The organism is Nocardia sp. NPDC047038 (assembly GCF_040644075.1).
In the GTDB taxonomy this organism is placed as follows: domain Bacteria; phylum Actinomycetota; class Actinomycetes; order Mycobacteriales; family Mycobacteriaceae; genus Nocardia; species Nocardia sichangensis.
In genome coordinates this window covers 1-15028 of sequence record NZ_JBEYVQ010000038.1, presented here as the reverse complement: position 1 = coordinate 15028, position 15028 = coordinate 1, and the positions used below count along the sequence as shown (strand labels likewise).

Here is a 15028-nt window from a genome sequence, read left to right as displayed (position 1 = left end):
GTGCGGGATCGGCGGATCGCTGATGGATTCGATTGTCGGCTGGGCGACTCGGAGCCGGGTTGCGCACATTGGTCTGGTCGCCGACGATGCGGTGGGCGGGTTCTACGACCGATGGCCGATGCGCGCCACCGGGCAGTTCTTGCGGCTGGATGGCGTTGAGGGGAACTGAACGTGCCCGGCATCGATCAGTAGCCGAACATGAGTGTTCTCGCGCCAGCGGCGAGAACCTGTCTACCGCAGTGCCCGCGGCCGCTCGACGGACACGGGTGGTGTGCTGTGTAGTTTCCGGCGTCGCGGAAGAGCGCGGCGGCGCGCATGGTTGCGTCGACGCTTCCGGGTCGATGCGGAGGCTGACTGGCCGATCATGCGTTACAACATTCGCGCAGCCGGGGTGGCGGCCGGGTTTGGCGCGTTGTTTCTCGACGTGGGACAGGAGTTCGTCAGGGTGGTCGCCGAGATGCTCGGCGACTGGAGGCTGTCGGCGCCGCATCGACCTGCTGCGGAGACTCTGTGGTCGGATGGGCCGTTCCACAGCTACCTCTTCGGCGTCTGACCGGGCACACCAGACGGTCACGCATCGAAGACGAGCGATCCGATCAGCTCGACGCCAACTCGGACGGATGAAGCGTGGGGACATTCCGCGACCGCCGGAATGTTGTCGAGGCACCAAGGGGCTGCAGTGCGCCGACTGTCGCTCCAAGTCGCCCACAAACGCCCCATCACTGAATTCTTCGGTTTGCCGTCGGCAACGCCGACGGCAAACCCCTCCGCGTCACACCTTTGTGCGCCAAGCAGATGAGCTTCACTGGTTCAGCGCCGCCGGTCACGACGCGGTGCGAGCCATCCAGGACATTGGAATGGACGTCTTCCTCGACGTCAAGCTGCACGATATTCCGAACACTGTGTACGGGGCCAGCACAGTTCTCGGGTCACTCGGCGTCCAGTACCTGACCGTTCATGCGGCCGGCGGAAGAGCCATGCTTCAAGCGGCGGTGAAAGGACTCACGGAGGGGGCGGACGCAGCAGGGGCGGCGATGAAAGAGATTTACAACGCCGAGGGTATCGACAAGGCGCAGGTGGCGATCAAAGCCTTCGAGATCGATTACGGCGCAAAGTATCCCAAAGCCGTCGCCAAGATCGTTGATGACGCTGACGTGCTGCTGGAGTTCTATCGGTATCCGGCCGAGCACTGGATCCATTTGAGAACTACGAATCCGATCGAGTCGACCTTTGCGACCGTGCGTTTTACGGACCAAGGTGACCAAGGGGCCGGGTTCTCGCGCAGCCGGAATTGCCATGGCCTACAAGCTGATCGAGGCTGCCAGATTCGGTGGCGCGCGGTCAACGCTCCGCACCTGGTCGCGCTTGTCCGCAACGGCGCCATCTTCCACAAGGGCAAACTGCTGGACGCCCCACGAACATCACACCCGCATCATCAGAAACCGGCGACCGCGGCACCGGAAGAGGCGTCGCATGACATCCGATCGCCCGGACGACGACCGGCTTGTGCCGCCACCGCCGTCTATATCCACTGCCGAGAAACATCTCGAAGCCGTCGTGGCCGAGCTGCGTGGTCAACGTCTCGCCGATGTCGTGTACTATCCGTTGGCCATCGGCGATGATGGCCGGCTCGCCGAGGAGTGGGATTTCGGCGACTGGCACGAACCGACGATGGGCGTTGAACTGGCCTTCCACAGCGGCCGCCGCTACTCGGCGATCTGGAACAACACCTTTATCGAATTCGGACTCGAGGTCTTCCCGAAGCCGATGGTCGATCGCTGCCGGAGGGCAGCTGCCGATGGTATTCGCCGTCGACACGGATGATATTGGCTAGAGTCAGGGCATCGACATGGTCGGACTTCGCCCGCGCCATCGAATGGCGCTCACGGTAGCGGGCGACGGCCATCGGGTTGATCGAATAAACCGGTCGGCCAGTGGCGCGCAGTGCCGCGACCATCAACCCACCCCGCGGCCCTGTTTTGATCAGGTGTCCGTGACCGCCGATGCACCGTTCACCTATAAGTAGGATTTGATCATTGCTCCTCACTCGGCGACTGAACTGCCCCGTCCACACCAGGTGAGGAGAGCATTCGCGTGATGATCACCACTATCGGGCCGATCACCCTGATCACAAGCCCCGGCTACCGCACGACCGTGCCAGACTCGCGGGTGCGCTACCGGCCGACAGTGATCGGTGGCCGCCGCTACCGGCCCACTCCCAACGCTCACGACCCGCGCCCTGAGCAGGTGACGCGGCAGCTGCATCGGAATTCCGCCGGAGGCAGCTGTCAGCCGACAGACCCAAGCAGCACTTCGGCCCCGGTGCAGGGCCGGGGCCGAAGCGGCTGTGAGGCGTCCTCGACTCTGGGCCGAGGGAGATCGAGGCTATCGCGGCCCGCCCCGATCGACGGGGATCTTGGCCCGGTATGTCGGGCTGTCAAGCGGGACGGGCGAAGCTACCCGCACGGACCACGCGGCTCCGCGTCACACTCGATGCGGAACTCACACGGCCTCACGCGACCAGCAGCCGGGCGGATCACCACCATGACCGGCTCTGCCCCGGCTCTTGACATATCACTTGCAGTGGCAGTGTGCTGGGTGAGGCCGAGGTCCCTGAGCTTCGAGTTCGGACACCGGTCGAAACGCCGCAGGCTCAGTCGTGGCGCAGTGGGAGGGACCGGGCCTTCGGTGTTCAGCGGCAGCTCCCTGTAGCGGCGACCATCCTGTCGGTCATCCCAGGACACGAGGGGAGTGGGTGACCGCGACAGGCTGTTTATCCCGTTTATGCTGGTCGCGGCGGAAACCAGCAACGAATCCGATCCGGGTGGACGAACAACCACCTCGTCGCCGCCGCTTCGTTCGACCGACAGGGCGGCGGCCCGGAGACGTTCCCGGTCTCCAGGCCGCTGGCCACCATGAGCCGGCACTTTCGTCCGGTGTTCGCGTTCGGAATTCGCTCGCTGGCCCGATTCAACCGACACCTGACTCGCCCCTCCGACCGAATCGCCGCCCCCTGAGTCCTCACACCCGGGTACGGTCCACCGCAGTTCGGCAACAGCCCCGTACCGCCGCCCGAACAGAAAGGGACTGGGCTGTTTGGTGGGCAGGCGTTCGACCGCGGGTCTTGTCGTTCCAGCCTGGCCGCTGTGGTCTACAGGTTAGGCACGCGGTCGACGAACTGGACTCTATTCCGACGCTTTCCGGCCCGGTCACGGCCTGGTGTTGGGGTGCACGCAGATCCATATGGGTGCGACTCATCTGAACGCCGATCGCGCAATGGCAAGTAGGTAATCGCATCACCGTAAATAGGTATATGCCCCATATGGGCCCGCTACCTATTCGATGAGACTGGTTTTAGTGCACTTGCAGCAAGCACGAGTCCGGGTGACGATGCTGTCACCTGAACACCGCCCTCGACAACGCCGTCGGGTAGGCCGACAAGGGAGTCGGTCGCGCAGGCGGACTCCAAAACGCCACCAGTCAAAAACTCATCCTGATGTCCATCAATCCGTTCAGCCGCTCGGCTCGGTCGCCGCCATCGACGACCGCGACTCCAAGCCGACCTCACCTGCACTGTCGAAGGACTGCGCGGTTTGCGCTACCGTCTCCCGGCCCAGCACCCATCCCAGCCGCCCCGGCTGGCGCAGGCGGGTGTCTTCGGGGTCGTCGATGCAGAACTGGTTTTCTATGATGACTGCACTGTTACCTCTCGCCTACGGGTACCTACGCGATGACTTGATCCATGATCGCGACCGCGACGCGGGTGAGGACACATTGCGCGCCGCCGCCAGGGCGCTCGGCTACGAGCTGGCCACCGTGTTCCATGAACCATCACCGCAGAGCGGACTGCTCCCACCGGCGTTCGTCGACCTGATCCAGGAATGCCGCCGCGCCGCCGCGCATATGGTGCTCACCTTGCAGGGGCACATGTCCAACATGTCCATGTCACGGATGGTCCTGCACGAAGTCCTGCGCGCGCGCGCCGAGGCCATCGTTCACGAAATCGCGTGCTGCGCCAGCGCGGCGGGTGGACGGATCCCGTGACCGATCCGCACCATTCGGGCGTGCTTTCAAGCCCGCCTGCAGCACGGACCATCAACGGCATCCTCGTCGCGGGGCTCAAGGCCGACCCGCCACCACCGAGCACCAGTGATGGAGGCGCCGCGGCGTTCCTGCACGGTCCTTCGCGGCTGTTCGGCAACGTGCCACCGCGACACCACCGGCGCCGATGACGTCACCGTGACCGGTATCGATGCGGTCACCAACGTCAGTTTCTGGCGGCTAGGTCCTGCCGTGTTGCTGGCGGATCATCGCGGCTGCGATGCCGCTGCGAGAGTTGGTGTCGAGTTTGGCGAATACTCGTGCGAGGTGTTTTTCGACGGTCTTGGGACTGATGAACAGCTCCTTGGCGATTTCGCGGTTGGTGTATCCCTGTACGACTCGATCGGCGACCTCGCGTTCACGTGCGGTCAGTGCCAGTGTGTCAGCCGGTTGGCCCGTTGTGGGCCACCGCTTGATGCGTTTTCCCAGGGTCCGCAGTTCTTTGTTGGCGTTATCTGCAAGGCGCGTGGCACCGATGTCGCGCAGAGCGGTGTGTGCCAGTTCGAGTTCACGAATTGCGGCGGGGGCATCGTGGATCCGCGCCAGAGCACGCCCGGCATCCAGACGTGCGCGGGCCGCCCATAGGCGGGCATCGACCGCGTCGAAGGACTCCCGGGCCTTGTCCGAATATGCCGCGGCAGCCTGGAAGTCGCCGCGGGCGGCGTACACGCACGCACGGGCGTAGCGAGCGTGCCCTGCGCGGAGGTGCCATGCACCGGATGACAAGGGCAGATCCTGTGCGTCGTCCTCGAGGCGTCGAGTCAGTGCATCGGCTGCCTCGATGCGACCAACTGCCAATTCGGCAATGACCAGTGGCGAAAGGAAGATCGCGCTCACCCCTGGAGGTATACCTGAGGGACCCGGTCGGACGATCGACAAGAGTTCCTGACGTCCCTGCTCATACCTACCCGCTTCGATGAGTGCTTGGCCGTAACACGCGTGCGCGAACCAGCCGTAGTAGGGGTGCGGGTTGCGGACGGCTGCACGCCCAGCGGTCAATGCCGTTGGCAGATTGCCGCTCATGGTCTCTACCCAACATCGGACACTTTCTGCCCAGATTCGAAGCGGATCGTTGTCTAGCAGTAGTGCTACCTCCACGGCGGCCTCGGCGTCACGCCTGGCTTCGCTTAGTCGTCCGAGAAGCATTTTCGCTATCGCTGCAGAGAAAAGGATTAGGCCGAAGACGTGGTTTTGGCCTGTAGCACGGCTGGCTTTCAATCCACGTTCGGCATGTCGTAGGGCCGCGGGGAGAAGGCCGAGGTAGATCTCAGCGAAAACTAAATTCGATAGCCCCTCGAGCTGCTCGGGTATCTCAATGGTCGCGCTGGCATCCACGTAGTGCGCGACCCAATCGACCAGTTCCTTCGCGCGGGCGAAGTCGCCTTGATCGTTGGCGAACATCGCTAGAGCGGACTTCGCCTCGACCATTAGCGTCGAATCAGCGATGCCCGTCGCTTGGACGTCCGCCCAGTTGGCGGTGGATACGGCTTGCTCCCAGTGCCCGCGCATCCACTGGTTCTGAGCCAGTTCCAATTTCAACGCGATCGCGTCCGCGCTGTCGGCGGGTACGCGGTCGAGGGTCGCATCGATGAGGTGGCGAGTTTCCTCCGCGTGCCCCAGTGCGTGGTCTGCATGCGCGATCATTCTGATGATCGGTACCCGGTCGCTGACCGAACCGGTCGGAAGAATTTCCAGCACTTCTTCCAGCTTCGCTCTGCTCTCGCGCAAATTCCCGATGTTAGCGAGTGCGCGTGCGAGCAGGACCTGTAGCAGCAGCCGCTGTTGACCCCCACGGGTTGCCGGTAGCAGCCGCAATGCTGCTTGCAACCACCGGACCGCTGCCGCGGGTGCATGCGGCGCGACGATATGTGCTGCCTCGGCCAGGGTCGCAGCGGCTTCCTCGTCGCCGGGGTGAGCTGAGTACTCGACATGATGGGCTCTCTCTTCGACAGAGCCTCCACGCCGAGCAAGTGCCCGTGCCGCTCGATTGTGGGCGGCGATTCGCCATCCTGCCGTCGAGTCATCGTCATAGACGACCCGGCGCACAATCGGGTGCCGGAATCGGAACTGCCCCGGCGTCGCCGCAGGACGAACCAAATCGACTCGCACAAGTTCGTCCAGACTTTTCAGCACCTGCGCCTCATCGGCCTCCGCGATCGCGGTGACCAGGTCCACATCGAACGGGTCGCCCGCCACGGCTCCGGCTCGAACGACCCAAAGTGTCGCGCCAGCCAGCCTAGTTAGCTCCTGACTGATCGTCGTGCGCAGCGTGATGGGGATGCGGACATCTTTGTTGGCCACGTCAACGTCGGCAGACAAGCCGCTTGGCGGGCCTGCGGTCACCATTCGTGCCAACTGCTCGAGGTAAAATGGATTCCCGCCGCTGTCGGCATGTAACTTTTGAACGACTGATGAGTCCGGCGGCAACTCCAGCGCCTCGGCAGCCTCCCCGATTGACAATGGTGACAGCTTGAGCTCACACAATTGGCCATCAGCCGCCACGTGCGTGAGAGCATCCAGCAGCTGCCCCGGCGTTTGCCCCGGCCGATAGGCCAAAGCCAGTATCATGCCTGGTACCAAACGCCTCAGCATAAACGAGATCAGCTCCACCGACGCCGGATCCGCCCAATGCACATCATCGAGCGCCAACACGAGAGGTCGACGAAGAACCAGCCGATCGAATGTACCGCAGACTGCCCGGTAGAACTCAAAGCGTTCCACTTCCAGTCGGGCCCCCAACTGTCGGCCATATCCACGCAAGCAGGGCAATACCGCTGCTAATTCGGCCACACGGTCCTGACCCACGTCCGCGATCATCTCGGAGACAAGTGATGCGAATCTCTCATTGAGAGCATCGACGATCACACCGAAGGGAACCTCGCTCTCCAACTCGGTTCCACGGCCGCCCAACACCTCGAAACCGTCTGCGGCCGCTCGCTCGCAGAACTCAGCTAGCAGCCGCGTCTTACCAATCCCGGGTTCACCCAGCACAACCACCGCAGCAGCCGAACCGGCACTGGCATCAGCCAGCGCTCTCCCCAAAAGCTTCAACTCCGACGTCCGGCCTACTAGCATTTTGTGGCCGATACCGGCGGCGCCGATCACCACCATCAGCCTCCATAAAATGACCACACTAGACTTCAACTCAGCAAATGGTACTGCCGTGCAGCTGGAAAATCCACACGGGCATCACGGGTCGGGGGCCGCTTCTTCTTAGAGCGCATCTGAGAACTCTGTTCGGGCAGCGCGATGTGCGGCAAGTGCAGATGTCCGAGCCACCTTGCGGTGGGTACCTCGATCAATGGAGAGCGCACTCCCACGGTTCGAGGTCGGGTTCATCGGGAGGAAGCTTTCCGGTGCAGTAGCGGTAGAGCCAGATCGCGGCGCGGCGTTCTGCATACTTCTCGTTGACGGGCTCTCCACGCTCATCGAGTTCGAGGACGTTGGCGAAGATAGCGAAGCAGATTTCCATCTGGGAAGGCGACTCTCGCAGCTCATCCCAGTAGTTGATCCCCTCCAGCAGGGGGTGGCCGACAGACCCGTTGGCGACCCATCGGGCGAAGCGGCGGATCGCTCCCGAGGTGCCTTGGCTGAGGTGGTGCGACACGCATTGAACCTACCGCTCACGCTGAGCACTGATCGGCGGGAGCGGACAACTGTTCGTCTGCGTCTGTCGGCTCAGGTGTGCTGATCGGCGGTGCGGGCGAGTCGGCGGGTGAGGGTGTGGATGGCGGCGATGTAGACAATGGCTTCGTGATGGTCGGGGCGGGTCTCGTAGTCGCGGACGGTTCGCCGGTGTTTGGTCAGCCAGCCAAACGAGCGCTCCACGACCCACTGGTGGGGCAGGACCTCGAATCCGGTGGTGGTATCGGTGCGTTTGACGATCTGAACCGTCAGTGCCAGAACGGATTTCGCCCATACGAGCAGTCGTCCGGCGTAGCCGCCGTCGGCGAATACCAGCGAGACGGTGGCGAAGCGGGCACGCACGGCGGCCAGCAGCCGGTGCGCGGCGTCGCGGTCCTGGATCGAGGGGGGTGACGACCACGGCCAGGATCAGCCCGAGCGTGTCGGTGGCGATGTGGCGTTTGCGGCCCTTGATCTTCTTGCCTGCGTCGTAGCCGGCCGTGGCCGCTGCCACGGTATCGGCGCCGCGGACGGTCTGCGAATCGATGACCGCCGCCGTCGGGGCCGGGGTACGTCCGGCACGTATCCGTGCCCGGTCCCGTAGTACGTCGTAGATGCGTTGCCAAACAACGGTTTTCGTCCACCGCCGGTAAATGTCGTAGAGCGCATCTGAGAACTCCCTCAGGTGCGCTTTGAAGCGTATTCGGTGCTGATCCCTGTCTTCGGGGTCGTGTCCGGCTGGCTGTGGTGCGGCGCGTTCGACCGTCGCGGTGAACTTGGACAGTGTGTTCACACGTTGGGGCGGGCGAGCGCATCATCGAGCAGAACAGCGTTGCGTGCGGAGAACTTGCGGCGGGCGCGAAGTTCGGCCCGGGTCCGCGGCCGGTACTTCGGTACGCGGCCACAGCCGCACGGTTCGACACCCTCGTAACGCAATCCGGCGCCGACCACGGCAGCGACTACCGACCAAGCCCGGGTGTCACGGCGAGGGGGCGCCGCGAAATCATGCCCCGCACACAGCATCGGTTTACCGCATCGCGGGCAACGGTGCGCTACGCCAGCAGTCGGTGGGTGCTGCTTGAACGTCACCCGGCACTCCACGCACACATAGTGCAGTTTGTAGTGCACGAAGGCGTAGGTACACATGAAGCGACGGTATCCCCGATTGGTCCGGCCGGTCATCGCTTGCCACCAACGCTGGGGAGTTCTCGTTGGCCGACCTTCTGCTCGGTCGACGCTTTCGGCTGGGGGATCGATCTCGGTCAGGCCGGAAGGGGGTGGGTCGATCGCTCGTTATGCGTGGCGTCGCTCGAGGGCGCTCACCGTGCACAATGCTCCGGTCAACCGGGCTCGGTGGGTTCGTGCGCACAGATGACCAGTGCGCGCAGGGCAACCTGCCCGATTCCCGGCACCGCAAATGTAGAGGCCTCCCGGTACGACTGAAGTTTCCCCACTATCTGTCGTAACCCGAGAGTCCCTGTGCCAGTGTCGCTTACCTGCTCGTGTTCGTCGTGCCCGGCTCACAAGTCTTCGGCCGAGTCGCCGAAGTGCCCGTTCTACCCTTCCTCGTCGCTGACCGACCTCGAGTGGACGCTGCTCGAGCCGCTGTTGCCGCTGCCGGGCAATCACGCTGGCCGCGGCGGGCGGCCGGAGAAGGGCGCTTTCCCCCAGGATGTGGACACCTTGAGTAGCTAGACCGTAGGGGCTGGAGTTCAAGGAGTTAACCAGTGGGGACCAAGCCTTATCCCGCGGAGTTCAAGACCGACACGGTCGCGTTGTACCTGTCGGATCCGAAGAAAACCTATGCGGCGGTGGGCCGCGATCTGGGAGTACACCCGGAAACGCTGCGATTGTGGGTGCGCCAGGCCCGCGTCGCTGGTATCGCCCTGGCGGGGGCGGGCGCCGAGGGCCGCCCGCCGCGGCCGGACACAGGCCGCGCAGTATCCTCGCCGTCCGTGTTAGAGACCGAGATCCAAGCAGCTCAAGGCCCGGATCGCCGAGCTCGAGGTCGAGCGGGAGATCCTGCGGCGGGCCGCGAAGTATTTCGCGGGCGAGACGAAATGGTGAGTCGCTTCCAGTTCGTCGCCGACCACCGCGACACCTTCGGGGTGAAGCGACTATGCCGTGTCCTGCAGGTGTCGCGGTCGGGGTTCTACCGATGGGTTGCCGCAGCGCCGGCGCGGGCCGCTCGTGAGGCCGCCGACACCGAGCTGGCCGACCGGATCCGCGCGATCCACCGCGAGTGGGACCGCACCTACGGCAGCCCCCGGGGCGCCGCCGAGCTCAACGACCAGGCCATCGAGACCGGCGAACCGCCGATCAACCGCAAGCGGGTAGCGCGGGTGATGCGCAAACACGGCATCGCCGGGCTGCGGCTACGTAAGAAGGTGCGCACCACCGTACCCGAGCCGTCGGCGCAGAAGGTGTCCGACTTGCTGTAGCGAGATTTCACCGCCACCGCACCCAACCAGCGCTACATCGGCGACATCACCTACCTGCCGCTGGAAAACGGTGATTTCTTGTATCTGGCGTCGGTGATCGACCTGCACTCGCGCCGGTTGGCGGGCTGGTCGATCGCCGACCACATGCGCACAGAACTCGTCATCGACGCACTGCGCGCCGCTGCGGCAACCCGGGGCAGCCTGGCAGGAGCGATCATGCGCACCGACCACGGAGCTCAATACACCTCCAAGGAGTTCACGGCGGTGTGCACCGAGCTCGGGATGCTACAGTCCCGGGGCGCGGTCGGCTCCAGCGCCGACAACGCCGTCGCCGAGGCATGGAACGGCAGCCTCAAACGAGAGACGCTGCAAGGCGCGCCCAGCTTCGCCTCCGTCCGCGCCGCCCGCCTGGTCGTGTTCCGGTGGATCACGCGATACAACACCCGACGCAGGCACTCGACCCTGGGACAGATCAGTCCGATCACCTACGAGCAGCAGACCTCGAGTACAGTACTGCTCGCCGCATAACAGACGGTGTCCGCACCTCAGGGGGAATCGCCGCTGTCCGGGGGACCGGCCGCAGGGGACGTAAGCTGGGCGGGCACAGGGTGCGCGGATACGGGCGTTTCACCGACCGGCCCGCACCCCGCCCGCGGCGGCGGTCCATCTATTTCCACGGCCACCGCAATGGATCCGCCGATCCGATCCTGTTGGTCGGCGCACTGATCCTCGGCGGTGTGGTCTTCCTGCTGGTCGTGCTCACCGCCACCCACGCCCACGCCGCCAGCCGCCCAAACGATGTCCCGCCGGGGCAACACATGATCACCGCGCTCGCGGTGGCGCCGCAACCGGTCCGGCCTACGGTGGCCGCGCCGCAGTCGTGCTTCCGTTCCAGGCGTCCTGCCCCTGACCCCACAGCAGTAGAGGTGTCGTCGCGCCCGTCGAAGGTAAAGCTATCCGACGTGACGGTCGGGCGGGGATGTCGAGCCGTGCTGCGCTGGGCCGAGGATGGGGTTGATTGCGACAAGCCTGGCGATCAAGTGAACCGCAGCGCTGCGCACGTGCTCGTCAGGGTCCTGGGTCAGTGCCTGGCACGCACGCACGGCGGCGTCCCGTTCGTCGGAGTATACCTTGAATACCTCGAGCACCGCCGTGTAAATCCAATCAATATCATTGGGATGGTCAGGAGCGATGATGGCGAGCGCCGAGACGACCAGCGTGAGCCCAGCCGGGTCTTGACGCCGAAGCAGGGCTTCAGCCGTCACCAGGGTGACGAAGGTGTCGTCGCTGTCGAGTAGCAGTTCCAACAGCGGATCCTGAGCCTCGGTCATCTCAGCGAAGCCGGCCAATCCTCGGCCCGCATCGGCCCTGTCGCGATAGTGAGGGCTTGCCGCAAGCTCGGTCAATGCCGCCACCACGTCGCGTCTGGCCTGGTTGTTCATGGAGCCAGTATTCTGTCCGCGCCGGGGGTTGAGGAGTAAATTTGCCCGATCCGGCGCTAAGGATTTACCGCAGATAGTGACATACTATCTGCCCTCTGGCCCGTATTTCATCTGGTGAACGATTGTATGGGTCAATGGGTTTGGGTTCTGAGCTGCGAGTATTCGGCAATTGCCGACTTGGGGACTGCCCTGGCTTTGGTTGACTCACGGGGTTGATGGGTTCAGGCCGCGAGTGTGGTCTGGTTGATTGTCTCACACTCGATTGGGGTGAGTTTGCCGAGTCCGCGTTGTCGCCGTTTGCGGTGGTAGGTTCTCTCGATCCAGGTCACGATCGCCAGACGCAGTTCGGCCCTGGTCGACCAGCGTTGCCGGTCGAGGACATTGCGCTGGAGCAGAGCGAAGAACGACTCCATGGCAGCGTTGTCACCACATGCTCCGACCCTTCCCATGGAACCGCGTAAACCATTGTGGGACAGCAGGCTGACGAACTTTCGTGATCGGAATTGGCTGCCGCTGTCGGAGTGCACGATTGTGCCGGCTGGTGCCCGCACCGCGATGGCATTGCTCAATGTGTTGACCGCCAGTGAGGCCTTCATACGCGAGTCGATGCTATAGCCGACGATTCTGTTGGAATAGCAGTCCTTGATCGCGCACAGATACAGCTTGCCCTTGCTGGTGGGGTGCTCGGTGATGTCGGTGAGCCATCCCCGGTCCGGCGCGGTCGCGGTGAACTCACGCTGGACGAGGTCGTCGTGCACCGGCGGCCCGGCCTTACGGTTCAACCCTCGTTTCTCGGCGAAGCTGCTCCAGATCCGCTGGATCGAGCACAGTCTGGCCACCCTGTTCTCACCGGCGCTGATCCCGCGCACGGGCAGCTCGTCGGCGATGAACCGATACCCGAACGCCGGGTCGTCGGCGTGGACGTCGTAGGCGGCGTTGATCAGGTGCGCGTCATCCCAATCACGTTGCGATACAGGGTTCTTCTTCCACTTATAGAAGGCTTGCGGGGTGAAACCCAATACCCGGCAGGTCACCGCGACATGCACCTGCACGGGTGCGGTGTCGGCGGCGAGGTCGAGGACCAGCGGGTACATCATTTTGGGTTGACATCGCGCGACAGGTAGGCGACCGCCCGACGCATGACCTCGGCTTCCTGTTCGAGTTGCCAGATCCGTTTGCGGGCCTCACGCAGCTCGGTGGACTCGCCCGGGCTGGCGCCAGGCCGAGCCCCGTCTTCGATGTCCGCCCGTTTCAGCCAATTCTTCAGGCAACTCTGCGAGATGCCGAAATCCTTGGCGATCTGAGTCAACGGCGCTTCGCCCTTGCGGGCGACCGCGACTACATCGCGACGGAACTCCTCGGGAAACGGCTTGGGCATGATGACGATCCTTCCACTGCGAAGACCGAAGTCATCACAGATCGGGAGTCAACCGAACCGGGGGCAGTCCCACTCGCCCACACCAGCAACCCAACCTGAGTTCTCAGATGCGGTCTTAGTGAACCGGACCTCCGCGCCCTGACGGATCGCCAGGTAGCCGAGTCCTTGAGCGACGTGAGTTTTCCCGACCCCGACCGGGCCGAACAACACCACCGACTCACCGACGCCCAGCCAGCGCAGCGCCGCGAGGTCGCGGATTTGGGCGGCGGGGAGTTTCGGGCTGGCGGCGAAGTCGAACTGCTCGAGGGTGACTTGTCGTTCGAACTGGGGGTAGCGGATGCGGCGGGCGATCGACTGGGATTCGCGGCGCGCGATCTCGTCGTGACACAGCACCTGCAGGAACTCGATCCCGGCGCGCCAACGCCGAGACCGGTCGAATCCATGGTTTCCGGATCACTCGGGAAGGCACATCCTTCCCGGTCATCCACAAGATCTGATCATTGCTCGCGCTGGGACTGGCGGCCGTACCTGCCCTGTTCCGGGGACGATCACACCGCCACCGCCACCGCCACCCGCCGACGCCCAGCGGATCACGGCGCTGCGAGCACGCTGCGCGATCTCAGACCACGGCCGATTCCGAGAGAAATGGCGATCGGCGCCTGGGACAGGCTCGACTCGTTGAATCGAAATTTGCAGCTTGCTTTGGTCGTTGAGGACACATCAGCGATCAGGACCCCCGCGGTTGTCGCTGCCGTACAGGAGCTGGTGAGTGCGGTTGGCGGCCGTGGTGGAGTCATAACGCGTGCGCGGCTCGCTGTGGACCTGAGCCGTGGTCGGTTGCCGAGCAGAGTTGGCAAATGGTTGTGCCGCACGGGGCTTGTCCTCGTAACGTCCTACCGAAGCAGCTGCGAGGCAGCGTCGGCGGTGAGCCGTTTCGGCAGTCCAGCAGGCGCCAACCCGGGTCGGCATGCCGTGTAACGGGTTGGCGGTCTGGGTTCGGGTACGGATATGCTATGGCCTTATCTTATGGTTGCCTTGTCGTACATCGCGACAAGTTCGGCAGCGATACGTCCGCGGTTAGAGATTTTGTAGCCGTTGGTGCGTGCCCAGTGTCGGATAGCGGCGCTCCGTTCCCGGTCGGGTGCCGGTATTGTCTGTATCTTTCCGGGCGGTCGGGGACTGCCGACTTTGCGGGCGTGAGATATAAATGGCCGGAATACCTCACGCAGTTCGGCGGCGTTGCGTGCCGATAGATCTATTAAGTAGGCCACACCGTCGATGGCGAACCCGACGGTTTCCTCGGCGGCGGATTCGCCGTCGTAGTCATCGACCATCTCGACAACGACCTTGCGTGCCATAACGGAACGTATCCTTCGAAGGTGAGGTGTTCGGATCGGTGTTCAATTGTAGCCACCGGCGGGTTCTGGTCTCTCTACGGCACCCTCCCATGGTCGGCGTGGCGGCTTGCAGGTATCCCCGAACCTTTGGGGGCAACGGCAAAGCGACACGCGCGAAGTGCGTGCAATCAGGCACGGTGTTGTCGGACGAACGGCGCCGATCGGCCGACTCGGGCATACCTACCTGGAGTCGATATCGGCGGAATGTGGTTCTTAGTCGTTTGGTCCGGAAACGGCCACGAGTTCTTGCTGTCCTGCTGTGGTCGGCAGCGCTCTGTGTGCGGATGATGCGGCGCGGCAGTGGTCGTCGTGCGCGAATTTTCAGATTTGATCCCGGCCGATTCACTGAATGCGCGATCCCCCAATGTTACTGCCGATATTTCGACTATGAATATGAGCCTCTCAGTTCTTCGGCCAGTGCGGTATGGGGTAGATCCCTACGATTGCCGGACTCGTAGCGCGCGAATTTCGACTGGACCTGCCGCTGCACCGCGAACGGCTCCTGCCCACGTCCGTTCGGGGCGCAGGAGAGCCGCGGAAATTCGACGTCCAACCTTCGCCACGCCACGTTTGAGGACGAAAGTCACAAAAGGGCCTGAATCGGGCGCGGCCGCCATCGCGATGGCATCCAAACTGATGGAGGCC

At 63.7% G+C, this 15028-nt stretch carries 10 protein-coding genes and 5 pseudogenes; 7 read left to right on the top strand and 8 right to left on the bottom strand.

The features are described from left to right. Positions 1-364: 364 nt before the first annotated feature. From ABZ824_RS39445 to ABZ824_RS39430, 4 genes and pseudogenes are all read left to right on the top strand, one after another. On the top strand, positions 365-553 hold the full coding sequence (locus tag ABZ824_RS39445; RefSeq protein ID WP_356970012.1) for a hypothetical protein: 189 nt from the start codon (positions 365-367) through the stop codon (positions 551-553). Next, positions 519-1004, top strand: a pseudogene (locus ABZ824_RS39440) (orotidine 5'-phosphate decarboxylase / HUMPS family protein); the annotation flags it as partial. The gene ABZ824_RS39445 and the pseudogene ABZ824_RS39440, both read left to right, overlap by 35 nt. A 24-nt stretch (positions 1005-1028) precedes the next feature. After that, positions 1029-1409, top strand: a pseudogene (locus ABZ824_RS39435) (transposase); the annotation flags it as partial. A gap of 196 nt (positions 1410-1605) precedes the next feature. Continuing rightward, on the top strand, positions 1606-1824 hold the full coding sequence (locus ABZ824_RS39430) for a hypothetical protein (protein ID WP_356970013.1): 219 nt from the start codon (positions 1606-1608) through the stop codon (positions 1822-1824). Here the strand turns inward: ABZ824_RS39430 and ABZ824_RS39425 are convergent. Continuing rightward, positions 1733-1957, bottom strand: a complete 225-nt coding sequence (locus ABZ824_RS39425; RefSeq protein WP_356970011.1) for a transposase — start codon at positions 1955-1957, stop codon at positions 1733-1735. The genes ABZ824_RS39430 and ABZ824_RS39425 overlap by 92 nt on opposite strands. Before the next feature lie 1733 nt (positions 1958-3690). Here ABZ824_RS39425 and ABZ824_RS39420 point away from each other — a divergent pair. Continuing rightward, complete coding sequence (locus ABZ824_RS39420) at positions 3691-4044, top strand: hypothetical protein (RefSeq protein WP_356970010.1); 354 nt, start codon at positions 3691-3693, stop codon at positions 4042-4044. A gap of 237 nt (positions 4045-4281) precedes the next feature. On the opposite strand, the gene ABZ824_RS39415 is transcribed toward ABZ824_RS39420, so the two are convergent. The 3 genes and pseudogenes from ABZ824_RS39415 to ABZ824_RS39405 all read right to left on the bottom strand — a co-directional run bounded on the left by ABZ824_RS39415 (position 4282) and on the right by ABZ824_RS39405 (position 8239). Beyond that, complete coding sequence (locus tag ABZ824_RS39415; protein WP_356970009.1) at positions 4282-7212, bottom strand: AAA family ATPase; 2931 nt, start codon at positions 7210-7212, stop codon at positions 4282-4284. 187 nt (positions 7213-7399) lie between these two features. Further along, positions 7400-7708: a hypothetical protein gene (locus tag ABZ824_RS39410; RefSeq protein ID WP_356970008.1), complete on the bottom strand. Its 309-nt coding sequence runs from the start codon at positions 7706-7708 to the stop codon at positions 7400-7402. Positions 7709-7779: 71 nt separating this feature from the next. Then, a pseudogene (locus ABZ824_RS39405) lies at positions 7780-8239 on the bottom strand (transposase). 1058 nt (positions 8240-9297) lie between these two features. Between ABZ824_RS39405 and ABZ824_RS39400 the strand changes: the two are divergent. Both ABZ824_RS39400 and ABZ824_RS39395 read left to right on the top strand, forming a co-directional pair. After that, a pseudogene (locus tag ABZ824_RS39400) lies at positions 9298-9381 on the top strand (IS5/IS1182 family transposase); the annotation flags it as partial. Between the two features lie 71 nt (positions 9382-9452). Next, positions 9453-10694 (top strand): annotated as a pseudogene (locus ABZ824_RS39395) (IS3 family transposase). A 425-nt stretch (positions 10695-11119) separates the two neighbouring features. Here the strand turns inward: ABZ824_RS39395 and ABZ824_RS39390 are convergent. The 4 genes from ABZ824_RS39390 to ABZ824_RS39375 all read right to left on the bottom strand — a co-directional run bounded on the left by ABZ824_RS39390 (position 11120) and on the right by ABZ824_RS39375 (position 14344). Then, positions 11120-11608: a hypothetical protein gene (locus ABZ824_RS39390; RefSeq protein WP_356970007.1), complete on the bottom strand. Its 489-nt coding sequence runs from the start codon at positions 11606-11608 to the stop codon at positions 11120-11122. 221 nt (positions 11609-11829) lie between these two features. Then, positions 11830-12986, bottom strand: a protein-coding gene (locus tag ABZ824_RS39385) for an IS3 family transposase (protein ID WP_356970006.1) whose coding sequence is annotated in 2 segments (ribosomal slippage) — positions 11830-12707 and positions 12707-12986 — 1158 coding nt in all. Because the reading frame shifts where the segments join, the coding sequence is not laid out codon by codon here. 48 nt (positions 12987-13034) lie between these two features. After that, on the bottom strand, positions 13035-13379 hold the full coding sequence (locus ABZ824_RS39380; protein ID WP_356970005.1) for an ATP-binding protein: 345 nt from the start codon (positions 13377-13379) through the stop codon (positions 13035-13037). Between the two features lie 626 nt (positions 13380-14005). Beyond that, complete coding sequence (locus ABZ824_RS39375; RefSeq protein ID WP_356970004.1) at positions 14006-14344, bottom strand: Lsr2 family protein; 339 nt, start codon at positions 14342-14344, stop codon at positions 14006-14008. Between the last annotated feature and the right edge of the window lie 684 nt (positions 14345-15028).